The organism is Geodermatophilus sp. SYSU D01186 (genome assembly GCF_054050215.1).
On record NZ_JBJGYW010000026.1, the window covers coordinates 23,327 to 38,225 of the forward strand.

Consider the following 14,899-nt stretch of genomic DNA (forward strand, 5'->3'; position numbering starts at 1 on the left):
CTCTCCTCAGGTGGGTGGAGTGCTGGACTGTCCGGCGAGGGCTTCGGCGGCGTGGCGCCCGTAGCGGGCCGCGCTGCCGTTCAGGGCGGGCCGGGACGGGAGGAGTCCCTGCAGCCGACACATCTCGCTGTAGAGGCCGCCCGCGGCGATCAGCCGGGCGTGCGTGCCCCGTTCGACGACCCGGCCGGCGTCCAGGACGACGATCTCGTCCGCGGGCATCGCCGCGGCCATCCGGTGGGTGATGACCACCGTCGTCCGGCCGGCGCCGACCCGTCGCAGCGCGCACAGGACGGCGTGCTCGGACCGGGCGTCCAGACCGGTCGTCGGCTCGTCGAGCACCAGCACGGGGCAGTCCTGCAGGACGGCGCGGGCCAGCGCCAGCCGCTGCCGCTGCCCGCCGGAGAGGGTCGCCCCCCGCTCGGCCAGCACGGTGTCGTAGCCGTGCGGCAGCGCCTGCACGAAGTCGTGGGCCTGAGCCACCCGGGCGGCGTGCTCGACCTCGTCCGCGGAGGCGCCCGGACGCGCGTAGGCGATGTTCTCCCGTACCGAGGACCGGAACAGCATCGCCTCCTGCGGGACCAGCCCGACCTGCGCGTGCAGGCTGTCGCCGGTCAGGTCGCGCAGGTCCACGCCGTCCAGCAGGACCCGGCCGTCCGTGGGGTCCTGCAGCCGGCAGAGCAGGGCGGCGATCGTCGACTTCCCGGCCCCCGTGGGCCCGACGACGGCGACGGTGCGGCCCACGGGCACGGTCAGGTCGACGTCGTGCAGCACCGGGCGGTCCGGGCTGTAGGCGAAGCCCACCCCGTCCAGCCGGAGGCTCTCCCGCGGCGGCTCGGCCAGACGGGCCCCGGGCCGGTCCACCACCGCCGGGCGGCGGTTCAGGGTGTCGGCGATCCGGGCCGCGCGCACACCGGCCCGCGTCAGCTGCGCCGGCAGCTTCGACAGCGCCCGGGTGGGCCCGAAGAAGTCCCGCAGGTAGGAGGTGAAGATGACCAGCTCGCCGGGCGTCAGGGCGCCGGCCAGGACGCGCTGGGCGCCCAGCCACACGAGCCCGGCGACGGCCACGGCCACCACCGCGTCGACCGCTGCCCCGAAGGCCGCGCTCGTCCGCGCCGTCCGCAGCACCGCGGCGACCGAGGCGTCGGAGTGGCCGCGGAACCGCCGCGTCTCGTGCTCCTCCCGGCCGGTGGCCTTGACCAGCTTGACCGCCACCAGCGTCTCCTGGGCCACCGCGGCGAGGTCGCCCTCGACCTCGCGCGCCCCCTCCTCCACCGCGCGGATGCGGGCGCGGAAGCGGGTGACGGTCATCAGCAGCAGCGGGAGCACCAGCAGCAGGGCCAGGCTGAGCTGCCAGTCCAGGACCAGCAGCACCCCCGCCATGCCGGCCAGGGTGAGCACGTTGGTCGTGGCGTCGACGAGGGTCCCGGTCATCAGCCCGCGGACCTTGTCGACATCGCCGGTCAGGCGGGTGGTGAGCTCACCGGTCGGCGTCCGCTCGTGGTAGCTGAGCGGCAACCGCTGCAGGTGCTCGTACAGGCGCGTCCGGATGGCGCCGGCCACGCGCTCGCCGACGAACGTCAGGGTGTAGGTGCGGGCGGCACCCACCAGGGAGTCGAGCACGGTCAGGCCGGCCAGCGCCACGACGACGGCGACGAGGACGCCTCCGACGTCCGGGCGGACCGGCCCCCCGCCGGGCAGCAGCACCTCGTCGAAGAGGTACTTCAGGGGCCACGGCTTGAGCAGCCCCACCCCCGTCCCGGCGACGGCGAGCACCCCGGCCAGCACGCACCAGTGCCACTGCGGCCGCAGGAAGGGCCCGAAGGTCCGCAGGATCACGCGCGCGGGCATCACCGGAACCGGCGAGGCGCCGACCGCGGCGTGCGTGCCGACCTCGCCGGCCGCGGCCCCCGGCTGCGTCACCGGAGCCCCCCGACGGCTCCGTCCACCGCCGCCGCCCAGGCGGTGAGCCAGTCCGGCACGAAGGCGGTGTCCCGCACCGGGCGGACCACGAGCCGGTAGAAGAGGACCTCGGCGAAGGTGCGGGCCACGTACGCCGGGGCCGCGCGGACGGCGTCGGGGGCGCCGCCGTTGCCGGTGTACCCGCGTACGAACGCCGCCACCCAGCTCCGGGCGCACCCGAGGTCCCCGTGCCGTGCCGCGGCCATGGTCAAGGTCTGGCCGATGAAGTGGCCCAGGTCGCGGGCGGCCGGCGCCCGGGCGGCCCGGTCGAAGTCGATGACCACGATGCGCGAGCGGTCGAGGTGGATGTTCTTGGGCTGGAAGTCGCCGTGGGTCACCACCCCCGCGGCGCCGCCGGCGGCCAGCCCGGCGAGGGTGCCCCGGGTGAGCTCGGCCAGCCGGGGAGCCGCACCGGGCAGGACCTCGGCCAGCGCCGCGGCGTACTCGGCGAGCTTGTGCCGCTCGAAGTCCACCGCCAGCTCCGGCAGCGGCACCCCGCGGACGGCGTGCAGGCGGGCGAGCCAGCGCCCGGTGCGCTCCGCGTGGGGTGCCGCCTCCCCCGGGTTCCCTCCCAGCAGGTCGTGCAGCGTCGTCGCCGGCGCCTCCTCCTGCGCCAGCAGCTGCCGGGCGGGGTCGTAGCCGTAGGCCGCGGGCACCTGCAGGTCCGGCGCGTCGAGCCCGGCCCGCCGCAGGCCGTCCAGCAGCTCCCGCGCCTGCGCCCCGCCCCCCTTGCGGTAGCCCTTGCCGATGACCCCCAGCGGGGCCGAGGGGCCGGCGCCGGAGTCCAGGGTCACCGTCCACCGGACCACCGGCCGGCTGCGGGAGGCGTGCACGACCGAGCGGGCCAGGACCTCCACCCGCCCGGGCGGGAGCGCGTCCAGCGGCGGTGGCCGGAGCAGCAGGGACTCGGCCGCGGCCAGCCGCTCGGCCCGCCGGCCGTCGGCGGATGCCGCCTGCGCGGTCCCGGAGCTCATGCGAGGACCGCCATCGGCACCGCCGTCGGAGCCAGCCGTTCGCCAGCCGCCGCGACAGCCGTCGCCGCGGTGGCCTCGTCGACGTCCCCGGTGCCCACCACGAGGTGGAACGAGTCCGTCGCGGCCTGCACGCGGACGAGCACCCCGTGCCCCGGGTGCGGTCCGGGCGGCTCGCCGAAGCAGGTGCTCTCGTCGGGCGCCAGGGCGACCCAGGCCCCGACGCGCCCGGTGCGGGCCCCGCGCCAGCAGGCACCGCCCTGCCGATGCACCGCTCCCGCGCCGAAGCGCAGCAACGAGTAGTAGTCCGGGGACAGGCAGGTGTCGACGACGGCGCCGGTCATGGTCGGGGGGAGGTCGTAGCGCACCAGCAGCACGGCGGCGTCCTCGTCGAGCAGGATCTGCTTGCGCAGCCCGGCGGAGGGGCTGGCGTCCTCGACGTCGACCAGGTCCACCCGCACCGCGTCGTCCTCCAGGTGGACCGTCGCCGCGAAGCGGTCGTGCACGGCACCGCCGTCGGCGAGCGCGCCGGGGTGGTTGGCCGGGGCGTCCATGTACCGGTTGAGGTCCTCCTGGCGGTTCCAGTCGTCGGTCGGGTTGCCGACCACCAGCACCCCGCCGTCCCGGTCGCGGCAGGCCAGGTACACCAGCCGGCCGCCGTGCTCGGGCGCGAGCACGGCGAACAGGCGCCGGTTGTGCACGACCAGCTCGTCGGTCCCGTCCTCGTCGACGTCGACCAGAGCGGCGCCGACGGGACGCAGGGGCTGCCCGAGCCACCGGGCCGCGGCGGCCAGCACGGTGGCGGCACGGGCGTGGCTGGCGACCGCCTTGGCCCAGGCGGCCGGGGGGCGGCCCGGGTGATCGGTGTCGTGCCAGGCCGTCTCGTATCCCGAGGCCAGCAGGTGCTTCCAGGCCAGGGCGGTCAGCCTCGGCTCGGCGCCGACGGCCTCCGCCCGGGCCACCGCCTGCCGGGCCCGGGCGAGGTGGTCCCGGAAGGGCCGCCACGCCTCGTCCTCGGACCAGCCGCGGTAGTCCTCACCCGCGTGCCAGTCGTGCGCCAACTCCACGAAGGTGCCGCGCTGCAGGACGCGGGTACCCGGATCCCGGCGGCGCTCGCGCAACCACGTCGGCAGTGAGACCGGTGCCAGGTTCGGCTGGGCGGTGAGCCAGCGGAGGAACGCCTCGTAGCGACCCAGGGCGCTGGGGTGCCACGGGCCCACCCCGGCGCTCTTCTCCATGTCGTCGGCGTAGACGAGCACGGTGTCGTCACCTGGGGCCGTGGGCAGCTCGGCCACCCGGGCCAGGCTGCGCCAGTGGCTGCGGTCCTCCGGCGGCAGCCAGTAGCGCAGCCGGGTCGACATGGGCACGACCTGCAGGCCGTTGCCGCCGGCGATCGTGTACGGGCGCAGGGCGTCGGCCGGCGGCGGGCCGGCCGGGTCGGCGCCGTCGAAGTCGGCGCGGTCGTCCACGCCGCCCTCGCCGTGGACGGGGTAGAGCAGGCGGTCGTCGAGCAGGACGTACCGGTACCCGCCGTTGGGCAGCGACGGGTCGGTGAGCACCCCGGCGAGCCGGTCGGTGTCCCACACGCGCTCGGGCACCCAGCAGATCTCCAGCTCCTCCGGCCGGCAGCCCAGGTGACGCTCGTACAGCCAGAACAGCTCCTCGAGCTGGCGCCGGTTGTACTCCGGGTCGAACGCCGTGAGGACGTTCTCCGCGTAGGTCCCGCCGACCAGCGAGAGCAGCCCGGCGCGGCGGAGTCGCCGCACGTCGTCGAGGAGCCCGGGGCCGGACCAGGCGGCCGCCTCCACCAGGGTCCCGGACAGGTGCAGGTTGACCGGGATGCGGTAGCGCTCGTGGAGCCGGAGCAGCGCGGAGTACCCGGCCACGAGCGCGCCGAGCCCCTCCCGGTCCGGGTAGCCGTCGGTGACCAGGAACTGGTTGGCGTGGTGCACCAGCGCCAGCGGCAGGGGCGCCGGGCGCCGCCGCGCCCGGCGCGGGTGGGCGGCGGGGGCCTCGGTGCGCTGCGGGGCCTCCGGGGTCCGGCGCGCACGGACCGCCTCCTCGTACACGCCGGCGTACTCCCGCGCAGGGGTGCGCCAGGAGAAGTCCGCCGCCATCGCGCGTCGCTGCAGGCGGTGCCACGCCTCCGGCCGCCGGTAGACCGCCAGCGCGGTGTCCACCGCCGCGAGCATCGAGGCGACCCGGCGCTGGACGAACACGAAGCCGAGCCCGGTGTCGGGGTCGTCGGCGTAGTCGCGCACCGTGTCGGCCAGCCCGCCGGTCCGCCGGACGACGGGGATGGTCCCGTAGCGCAGCGCGATCAACGGGGTGAGCCCACACGGCTCGAAGACCGACGGGGCGAGGAACAGGTCCGCGCCGGCGTACACCCTGCGGGCCATCGACTCCCGCGCCGTGGGCAGGTAGGCGACGCTGCCCCGCAGCCGCCGGGTGGCGGCGAAGAGGTCCCGCCGGTATCGCTCCGTCCCCTCCCCCATCACGACCAGCTGGCCGCCCCGGGCCACGATCTGGTCCACCGCCGAGGTCAGCAGGCCGACGCCCTTCTGCGACACCAGGCGGGCGACCATGCCGAACAGCGGACGGTCCGGCACCGGCTCGAGACCGCTGACCTGCTGCAGGACCGCCTTGTTGGCGCGCTTGCCGGCGACGAAGGAGCCGTCGTAGCGGGTGTCGATCCACGGGTCCCGGCGCGGGTCGAACTCGTCGTAGTCGACCCCGTTGAGGATCCCCCGCGCATGGCTTCCCCTGGCCCGCAGCAACTCGTCCACCCCGGCGCCCTGCGCGGGGGTGAGGATCTCCTGCATGTACCGCGGGCTCACGGTCGTGACGCGGTCGGCGAAGGTGATGCCCCGCTCCAGCAGCGAGCCTGCCGCCGGGAGCCCGATGAGCTGGTCGGTGGCCGCTCCGACCCGGCCCTGGTAGGCGATGTTGTGGATGGTGAACACGACCGCGGTCCGGTCCAGGGCGCGCCGGTGGACCCCCTGCCGGGCCTCCTGGGCGACCAGCCCGCTGTGCCAGTCGTTGAGGTGGACGACGTCGGGCCGCCACGGTCCCTGCGCGGCCAGAGCCGTGACCGCCTTCGAGAACAGGACGAAGGGCAGCACGTCCTCGTCCTGGTAGCCGTACGGGGCCTCCCGGTCGAACCACTCCGTGACGCCGACGGTGAGGACCTCCACCCCGCCCACCCCCGCCAGCCGGCGGACGACGACCCGCTCGTCGACCTGGCCGAACGGGACGTCGAGCGTCGCCACCGGTGTGCCGCCGAGCCCCCGGTACCCCGGGATGACCAGCCGCACGTCGAGGCCCAGCTCCGCCAGGGCCTTCGGCAGCGCGCCACTGACGTCGGCCAGCCCGCCGACCTTCGCGAAGGGATAGGCCTCGGCACTGGCGAACAGCACCCGCAGCGGCCGTCCGGAGGCCGGGACCTGTACCACGAACTCGTCACCTCGCCAGGGGGGAGAGCGGCGATGGGCATGCGGCGACGGACGCGTGAGCCCGCGCCGATGCACCTGGGATGTGGGCGCGACAGGGAGACGTCGGGACCAAGGTGTCCACGCCCCCGCGGGGCGCCTGGATCCCACCTGCCGGTACTGCGAACTCCACCTGAACACGAGGTGGAATCCGGGTAACGAGACGGTAGCGATCCGAACCCGGCAGTTCCAGTCCCGAGATGAACGAATTCTCAGAGTCCCGCGTGTCGCGTCCCGCCGCCCCCCTGCACAGGGGGCTCCCGGCGTCTTGAGCCGACGGCAGAGGACACCCACACTGGCACCGGTCCGGAGGTGGCGTCGTGCGGGTGCTCGTGGTCGAGGACCAGCTGAAGATGCAGGCCCTGCTCCGCGAGGGCCTACAGGAGGCGGGCTTCGACGTGCACGGCGCCGGGGACGGGCCGGCGGCCGTGGAGGAGACCGGCCGGCACGCCTACGACGCCGTCGTGCTCGACGTCATGCTCCCCGGCTTCGACGGGTTCGAGGTCTTGCGCCGACTGCGGGACGCCGAGGTGTGGACCCCGGTCCTCATCCTCACGGCCCGGGACTCCGTCGCCGACCGCGTGCGCGGACTGGACGCCGGCGCCGACGACTACCTGGTCAAGCCCTTCGCCCTCAGCGAGCTGGTCAGCCGCGTGCGGGCACTGGTCCGCCGCGGCTCGGCGCTGCGCCCGGCGGTCCTGCGCTGCGGTCCCCTGGAGCTCGAGCCGGTGGCCCGGTCGGCGACGGTGGAGGGCGTCCGCGTGGAACTGTCCCCGCGCGAGTTCTCGCTGCTGTGGCTGCTGCTGCAGCGGCGGGGGCGCGTGCTCAGCCGCACCGAGGTCCTCGAGGAGGTGTGGGACGGGTCCCCCGACGTCGGGTCCAACGTGGTCGACGTCTACGTGAAGAACCTCCGCGACAAGATCGACCGCCGGTTCGGGGTGGAGCTGATCCACACCGTCCGGGGCGTCGGCTACCGCCTGGGGCCACCGCGGTGACCCCCGGCGAGGCCGGCCCGCTCCGCCCGCTGCCGATCAGCGTGCGGCTCGGTGCCACGTACGGGAGCGTGTTCCTGCTCGTCCTGGCCGGGTTCGCCGCCATGGCCTACGTCGGACTCGGCGAGATGCTGCGCGGCGACGTCGACCGTGGCCTGGTCGCCGCAGCCGACATCCTCGACGACCGCGGGTCCGCTGCCGTCGACGCCGACGACATCGACGAGGACCGCCTCGGTGGGGTGGAGTCCGTGCGCTTCGAGAGCCAGGTGGTCACCGCCGGCGGACGGCTGGTCGACGGCTCGGGAGTGGAGATGCGGGAGCAACCGCTGATCACCGGCGCGCAGGCGAGCGCGGTGCTGACCGAGGGGCCGACGTTCTCCGACGTCTTCGCCGACGGTCAGGACCAGCGGGCCCTCGCGGTGCCGCTGGAGCAGGACCCCGACCGGGTCCTGGTCGTGGTGGCGACCCTGGAGTCCGTCTCCGACGCCCAGGCGGGCCTGCTGCGGATGACGCTCACCCTGGCCCCCGTGGCGGCACTCCTGGCGGGCGTCGCGGGCTGGCTGGTCGCGCGGCGGGGCCTGCACCCCGTCGCCCGGATGACCGCAGACGCCGCCGCTCTGGGCGCCAGCGACCCGTTCCCCCGGCTCGCCGTACCGGCCACGCGCGACGAGGTCTTCCTGCTGGGCACGACGCTCAACGGACTGCTCGACCGGATAGCCGACGCCCGCCTGCGGGAGCGGGAGTTCACCGCGGACGCCAGTCACGAGTTGCGCACGCCGCTGGCGATCCTCCGTGCCGAACTGGAACTCGCCCGCCAGCACGCCGGCCCCGGCCGGCTCGCCGGAGCCCTGGACAGTGCGCTGGAGGAGACCGACCGCCTCGGCCACCTCGTCGACGACCTCCTCCTGCTGGCGCGGGCCGACGCCGGACACGTCACCCCCGGCACGCTCGTCGACGTGGCCGAGGTGGCCGCCGGCCTGCTGCCGGGTTTCCGCGCCCTCGCCGGGCGGCGCGACATCACCGTGACCGGCTCCGGCGACTCCGTGGTGCGCGCCGACCGGCGCGCCCTGACCCGCGCCCTGGCCAACCTGCTGGACAACGCCGTCCGCCACGCCCCCGACGGCGGGCACGTCGATCTGGCGATCACCGCGGATCCGGACGGAACCGCGATCACCGTGACCGACGACGGCCCCGGCGTCCCGCCCGAGGAGCGGCAGCGGCTGACGCAGCGCTTCGCCCAGCTCGACCGCACCCGGGCCGGAGGCGGTGGCGCGGGCCTGGGCCTGGCCATCGTGGCCTCCGTGGCCGCGGCCCACGGCGGGCGCGTCGACATCACGGAGGCGCCGTCCGGGCAGGGGCTCTCCGTGACCCTCCACCTCCCCGTCACGTCCCCGGACGCCGTTCCTGTCGAGAGCTGATGGCGGTCAGCCGAGCAGCGGGCCCAGGCGCTCGGCGAACCCGACCGGTCGGCCTCGGCCCACTGCGCGAGCGAGTGACGCCGTCTGCGCGGCGGGTCTTCCGTGGCGCCGGTGACGGCCCCATGATCGGCGGGGTGCGCGCTGAGGTCACCGTCGTCGGGCGGCTGGCCGCCGTGCTCGCGCTCGCCTCGGCCGGGGTGCACGCCACCGCGCTGGACACCGGCTCGCTGACCTCCCTGGCCCTGGCCGGGATGGGGCTGGCCTGCCTGCCGTGCGCCTGGCACCTGTGGCGGGCGCCGGCGCCCCGGGTGTGGGGCACCACCGTCGCGCTGGACCTCGGCATGCTCGCCGTCCACGCGCCGGTCGCCGCGGGTGGCGGGCACGTCCACGACCGGCCGGGGACGCCGGGAGCCGGTGTCGCCCTCGTCGTCGCGTCGCTGCTGCTCGGCCTCGCCGTCCTCGGCGTCCTCGCCGTCCGCATGGCGACCGCGCGCCTCCCCCGGACCGCCGACGGAGAGCAGACTCCCCGACCATGACCGCGACCGATGCCTACCGCGCCGCCCGTGACCAGCTGCTCGCCCTGCGGGGACAGCACGACCGAGCCGTGGCCGAGTTCCGCTGGCCCGACCTCGGCGACCGCTTCAACTGGGCGGTGGACTGGTTCGACGCGATCGCCCGCGGCAACGGCCGGCCGGCGCTCGTGCTCGCCGAGGACGACGGCAGCACCACCTCGCGGACGTTCGACGAGATGGCCCGCCGCTCCGACCAGGTCGCCGCGTGGCTGGCCGCCCGGGGCGTGCGGCGGGGCGACCGCGTGCTGCTCATGCTCGGCAACCAGGTCGAGCTGTGGGAGTCGATGCTGGCGATCATGAAGCTGGGCGCGGTCATCATGCCGACGACGACGGCGCTGGGCCCGAACGACCTCACCGACCGGGTCGGCCGCGGCGGGGCCCGCCACGTGCTGTGCAACGCCGTCGACACCGCCAAGTTCGACTCGGTGCCCGGCGACTACACCCGGCTCAGCGTCGGCCCGGCCGAGGGGTGGGCCGACCTGCGCGAGGCCGAGCAGCTCGAGGCCGGGCCCGCCGCGCACCCGGGCACCGCCCCCGGCGACCCGCTGCTGCTCTACTTCACCTCCGGCACGACCTCCCGGCCCAAGCTGGTCGAGCACACCCAGGTCTCCTACCCCCTGGGCCACCTGACCACGATGTACTGGCTGGGCGTGCAGCCGGGCGACGTCCACCTCAACGTCTCCTCCCCCGGCTGGGCCAAGCACGCCTGGTCCTGCTTCTTCGCCCCGTGGATCGCCGAGGCGACGGTCTTCCTGCACAACTACAAGCGGCTCGAGCCGGCGACACTGCTGGAGAGCATCCGCACGCACGGGGTGACCTCGTTCTGCGCGCCGCCCACGGTGTGGCGGATGCTCATCAACGCCGACCTCTCCGGCGGCCCGGGCGCGCTGCGCGAGGTGATCGGCGCGGGCGAGCCGCTCAACCCCGAGGTGATCGAGCGGGTGCGGCGCGCCTGGGGGCTGACCATCCGCGACGGCTACGGGCAGACCGAGACCACCGCGCAGGTCGGCAACACCCCGGAGGCGCGGGTGCTGCCCGGCTCGATGGGCCGGCCGCTGCCCGGCGTCCCGGTCGCGCTGGTCGACCCGCTCACCGGCCGCCCGGTCGAGGGCCCCGGCGAGGGCGAGATCTGCCTGGACCTGTCGGCGCACCCCCTGCCGCTGATGACCGGCTACCAGGGCGACGCCGAGCGCAACGCCGAGGCCATGGCCGGCGGCTACTACCACACCGGCGACATCGCCAGCCGGGACGCCGACGGCTACATCACCTACGTCGGGCGCACCGACGACGTCTTCAAGGCCTCGGACTACAAGATCAGCCCGTTCGAGCTGGAGTCGGTGCTCATCGAGCACCCGGCGGTGGCCGAGGCGGCCGTCGTCCCCGCGCCGGACGCGGTGCGCCTGGCCGTGCCGAAGGCCTACGTGGCGCTGGCCCCCGGGCACGAGCCGACCGAGGAGACGGCGCTGGCGATCCTGCGCTACGCCCGCGAGCACCTGGCGCCGTTCCAGCGGGTGCGCCGGGTGGAGTTCGCCGACCTGCCCAAGACGATCTCCGGGAAGATCCGCCGCGTGGAGCTGCGCGGCCGGGAGGAGCAACTGGCCGGCGTCGAGGGGCCGCGGCCCGGCGAGTGGCGCGACGACCAGTTCCCCGCGCTGCGCGGCTGAAGTCCGGACCCGCCGAGGCCCCGCCCCGTTCCCGGGTCGGGGGCCTCGGTACGGCGTCAGCAGCAGCGGCTGACCGGCGTCCGCTCCAGGGCGTCGGCCCGCCGCCGCTCGAACTCGCGGCGGGTCATCGGCTGGTGCCCGTGCTCGGCGCAGTGCCGCAGGTAGTCGTCCCAGCGGGCCTCCCCGCTCCACTCGCGCAGGTACCAGCGCACACCGCGCCAGGTCCGGACGGCGACCTCCCCCACGCTCATGACCCGCTCCCCGCGCTCGGCCGGCCCGCACCCACCAGCCGCTCGTGCTCCGCCATCGCCCGCCGCTCCTCGGCGGTCGGGAAGAGGCCAGAGGGCTCGACGATCTCCGACCGGACCGCCGGCTCCTCGGTGGTGGGCAACCCGCCGGCCCGGATCGCCCGCGCGATGACCACGATCGCGTTGACGACGACGACGAGCGTGAGCAGGGCGAAGACCGCCTGCAGGATGCCGTTGAGGGTGGAGTTGAAGACGATCTGGTCCATCTGCGCGGGGTCCTGGGCCGGTGCCAGCACCTCGCCGGCGGCCCGGGCGTCGGCGTAGCGCTGCCGCTGGGCGAAGTACCCGACGGCGGGGTCGGAGGAGAAGACCTTCTGGTAGCTCGCGGTCATGGTGACCACGAGGTCCCAGGCCAGCGGGATCGCCGTCACCCACGCGTACTTGAGCCGGCCGTGCTTGATCAGCAGCACGGTGACCAGCGTCAGCGCGATCGCGGCCAGGAGCTGGTTGGAGATGCCGAACAGCGGGAACAGCTGGTTGACGCCGCCGAGGGGGTCGGTCACGCCGACGTAGAGGATGTAGCCCCAGAGCGCGACGACGACGGCGCTGGCGATGACGTTGCCCGGCCGCCACGACAGGTCGCCGAACTTCTTCCAGACGTTGCCGATCGTGTCCTGGAGCATGAACCGGCCCACCCGGGTGCCGGCGTCGACGGCCGTCAGGATGAACAGCGCCTCGAACATGATCGCGAAGTGGTACCAGAAGGCCGCCATCCCGGAGCCGAACGCGTCGGACAGGATGTTGGCGATGCCGACCGCCAGGGTCGGTGCGCCGCCGGTGCGGGAGATCAGGCTGGGTTCCTGCACCGCCGCGGACGCCGCCGCGAGGTCCTGGGCCGTCGTGTCGAAGCCCAGCCCGTTGACGTAGGCGGCCGCGGACTCCACCGTCCCGCCGGTGGCGCCGGCCGGGCTGTTCATCGCGAAGTAGAGCCCCTGGTCGATCACCACGGCCGCGATCAGCGCGCTGATGGCGACGAAGGACTCCATCAGCATCCCGCCGTAGCCGATCAGGCGGACCTGGCTCTCCTTGGCCACCATCTTCGGCGTCGTCCCGGAGGAGATCAGGGCGTGGAAACCCGACAGCGCGCCGCAGGCGATGGTGATGAACACGAAGGGGAACAGCGACCCTGCGAAGACGGGGCCGGTGCCCTCCCGGGCGAACTCGGTGACGGCGTCGGCCGCCAGAACCGGCCGGGCGAGGAGGAGGCCGATCGCCAGCAGGACGATGACGCCGACCTTCATGAACGTCGACAGGTAGTCGCGGGGCGTGAGCAGCAGCCAGACCGGCAGCACCGAGGCGACGAACCCGTAGACGACCAGGGCGAGGACCAGCCACTCCTTGGAGAGGGTCAGCGCCTCGGCGAGCGGGGTGTCCTGGATCCAGCCACCCCCGATGACCGCGAGGAGCAGGAGGACGACGCCGATCGCGGTGGCCTCGAGCACCCGGCCGGGCCGGATGGTGCGCAGGTAGACGCCCATGAACAGCGCGATCGGGATGGTCAGCGCGATGGAGAAGACGCCCCACGGCGACTCGGCGAGCGCGTTCACCACGATCAGCGCCAGCACCGCCAGGATGATGATCATGATCGCGAAGACGGCGATGAGGGCGGCGATGCCACCCACGATCCCGATCTCCTCGCGCACCATCTGGCCGAGGCTCTTGCCGTTGCGCCGCATCGAGAAGAACAGGACGGTCATGTCCTGCACGGCGCCGGCGAAGATGACGCCGACGATGATCCAGATGGTGCCCGGCAGGTAGCCCATCTGGGCGGCGAGCACCGGACCGACCAGTGGCCCGGCACCGGCGATCGCGGCGAAGTGGTGCCCGAAGAGCACCCGCCGGTCGGTGACGTCGAAGTCCACGCCGTTGTGCAGCCGCTCGGCCGGGGTGGCTCGCCGGTCGTCCACCCGCAGCACGCGGCGGGTGATGAACTTCGCGTAGAAGCGGTAGGCGATCGCGTACGAGCACAGCGCGGCGAACAGGATCCACAGCGCCGACACCGTCTCCCCGCGCGCGAGCGCGAGCACCGTCCACGCCACCGCGCCCACCGCGGCCACCAGCACCCAGACCACCACGGACTTCAGCGTCGGGCGACGGCGGACGTCGCCGTCGGGAGGCAGCCCTCCGCCGGTGTCGTCCCTGCTGACGGTCGTCGACATGAGCGCCCTCCCTGCGTGCCGGGCGGCGCCCGGACGACGCCGCCCGCAGTCAGGACGATCATGCGGCGTCCCGCCCGGCCCCACCACCGGAGCGGATGGGGACCGCCGTCCTCACCGCGTCGTCGCCGTCCTCGCCTCGCGCGGTGAGGACGGCGACGGCGGGGTGAGGGTGGCCCGAGGATCAGGCGTAGCCCCAGACCTCCTGGGCGGTCTCCACGACCAGGGCGAGCTTGGCGATCTGCTCGTCGCGGGTCAGCGCGTTGCCCTCGACGGTCGAGGAGAACCCGCACTGCGGCGAGATCGCCAACTGCTCCAGCGGCACGAACTCCGACGCCTGCTCGATCCGCCGCTTGAGCTGGTCCTTGTCCTCCAGCTTGGGGCGCTTGCTGGTCACCAGCCCGAGCACCACCCGCTTGCCGGGCGGCACGAACCGCAGCGGCTCGAACCCGCCGGAGCGGGCGTCGTCGTACTCCAGGAAGAAGCCGTCGACGTCGAGTCCGCCGAACAGCGCCTCGGCGACGAAGTCGTACCCGCCCTCGGCGACCCACGAGGAGCGGAAGTTGCCCCGGCACAGGTGCGTGGTCACGGCCAGGCCCTCGGGGCGGCCGGCCAGGGCGGCGTTGATCTGCCGGATGTAGCGCTCGTGCTGGTGCTCGGCGTCGCGGCCCTGCTCGGCCAGCTCGGCCCGCTGGGCGGGGTCGTTGAGGTAGGCCAGGCTGGTGTCGTCCAGCTGCAGGTAGGTGCACCCCTGCGCGGCGATGCCCTGCACCTGCTGGCGGTAGGCCGCCGACAGCGCGTCCCAGAACGCGTCCTCGTCGGCGTAGACCGCCGGGTCGATGGCCGCCGCACCCCCGCGGTAGTGGACCATCGACGGCGACGGGATCGTCAGCTTCGCCGTCTGCCCCTCGCCGACCACCGACTGCAGGTAGGCGAAGTCGGCGCCGAAGATCGGCTCGTCGATCGACAGCGGCCCGTCGACGTGCAGCCCGGCCGGCACCCAGTCGATGTCCCCGGCGGCGTTGTGGAAGTGGACCGGCCGCCCCTCCCCCTCCACCTTGGTGATCCCGTTGATCGCGTAGATGAAGTCCATGTGCCAGGTGGCGCGGCGGAACTCCCCGTCGGTGGCGGTGTGCAGCCCGACGTCCCGCTGCAGGCGGACGACGTCGGCGATCGCCCGGTCCTCGATGCCGCGCAGTTCGGCGGCGTCGATCTCGCCGGCGGCGAAGCGGGCGCGGGCGTCGAGCAGGTCCGGCGGTCGGAGGAGGCTGCCGACGTGGTCGGCGCGGAACGGCGGCCCGGAGGAGTCGGTCATGGCGTGAGCTTGGTCGAGTCCCGTCGGGGGCGCAGCCCCCTGCGGCACGGTGTCCG

General features: G+C 74.5%; 10 protein-coding genes. 4 read left to right on the forward strand and 6 right to left on the reverse strand.

Annotated elements, in window-relative coordinates; genetic code table 11:
- Positions 1-6 precede the first annotated feature (6 nt).
- Genes ACI784_RS18105 through ACI784_RS18115 form a run of 3 tightly spaced genes read right to left on the reverse strand, consistent with a single transcriptional unit; the run spans position 7 to position 6,382 of the window.
- Positions 7-1,920, reverse strand: a complete 1,914-nt coding sequence (locus tag ACI784_RS18105) for an ABC transporter ATP-binding protein (RefSeq protein ID WP_457014405.1) — start codon at positions 1,918-1,920, stop codon at positions 7-9.
- Positions 1,917-2,933 (reverse strand): phosphotransferase, encoded by a 1,017-nt coding sequence (locus tag ACI784_RS18110; RefSeq protein WP_457014406.1) that lies wholly within the window; start codon positions 2,931-2,933, stop codon positions 1,917-1,919. The genes ACI784_RS18105 and ACI784_RS18110 overlap by 4 nt, the downstream gene beginning before the upstream one ends.
- On the reverse strand, positions 2,930-6,382 hold the full coding sequence (locus tag ACI784_RS18115; RefSeq protein WP_457014407.1) for a glycogen/starch synthase: 3,453 nt from the start codon (positions 6,380-6,382) through the stop codon (positions 2,930-2,932). The genes ACI784_RS18110 and ACI784_RS18115 overlap by 4 nt, the downstream gene beginning before the upstream one ends.
- A 356-nt stretch (positions 6,383-6,738) precedes the next feature.
- Between ACI784_RS18115 and ACI784_RS18120 the strand changes: the two genes are divergently transcribed.
- The 4 genes from ACI784_RS18120 to ACI784_RS18135 all read left to right on the forward strand — a co-directional run bounded on the left by ACI784_RS18120 (position 6,739) and on the right by ACI784_RS18135 (position 11,064).
- The gene (locus ACI784_RS18120) at positions 6,739-7,413 is read left to right on the forward strand and encodes a response regulator transcription factor (protein WP_457014408.1); all 675 of its coding nucleotides are present in this window, start codon (positions 6,739-6,741) and stop codon (positions 7,411-7,413) included.
- Complete coding sequence (locus ACI784_RS18125) at positions 7,410-8,828, forward strand: sensor histidine kinase (RefSeq protein WP_456924663.1); 1,419 nt, start codon at positions 7,410-7,412, stop codon at positions 8,826-8,828. The genes ACI784_RS18120 and ACI784_RS18125 overlap by 4 nt, the downstream gene beginning before the upstream one ends.
- A 134-nt stretch (positions 8,829-8,962) precedes the next feature.
- Positions 8,963-9,364 carry a hypothetical protein gene (locus ACI784_RS18130; RefSeq protein WP_457014409.1) on the forward strand — a complete coding sequence of 134 codons (402 nt, stop codon included), beginning with the start codon at positions 8,963-8,965 and terminating at the stop codon, positions 9,362-9,364.
- Positions 9,361-11,064 (forward strand): AMP-binding protein, encoded by a 1,704-nt coding sequence (locus tag ACI784_RS18135; RefSeq protein ID WP_457014410.1) that lies wholly within the window; start codon positions 9,361-9,363, stop codon positions 11,062-11,064. The genes ACI784_RS18130 and ACI784_RS18135 overlap by 4 nt, the downstream gene beginning before the upstream one ends.
- A gap of 56 nt (positions 11,065-11,120) precedes the next feature.
- Here the strand turns inward: ACI784_RS18135 and ACI784_RS18140 are convergent, their stop codons facing one another.
- From ACI784_RS18140 to ACI784_RS18150, 3 genes are all read right to left on the reverse strand, one after another.
- Positions 11,121-11,315 carry a YbdD/YjiX family protein gene (locus tag ACI784_RS18140; RefSeq protein WP_456924660.1) on the reverse strand — a complete coding sequence of 65 codons (195 nt, stop codon included), beginning with the start codon at positions 11,313-11,315 and terminating at the stop codon, positions 11,121-11,123.
- Positions 11,312-13,531, reverse strand: a complete 2,220-nt coding sequence (locus ACI784_RS18145) for a carbon starvation CstA family protein (RefSeq protein WP_457014411.1) — start codon at positions 13,529-13,531, stop codon at positions 11,312-11,314. The genes ACI784_RS18140 and ACI784_RS18145 overlap by 4 nt, the downstream gene beginning before the upstream one ends.
- Before the next feature lie 181 nt (positions 13,532-13,712).
- Positions 13,713-14,843, reverse strand: a complete 1,131-nt coding sequence (locus ACI784_RS18150) for a 5-methyltetrahydropteroyltriglutamate--homocysteine S-methyltransferase (protein ID WP_457014412.1) — start codon at positions 14,841-14,843, stop codon at positions 13,713-13,715.
- Positions 14,844-14,899: the final 56 nt, after the last annotated feature.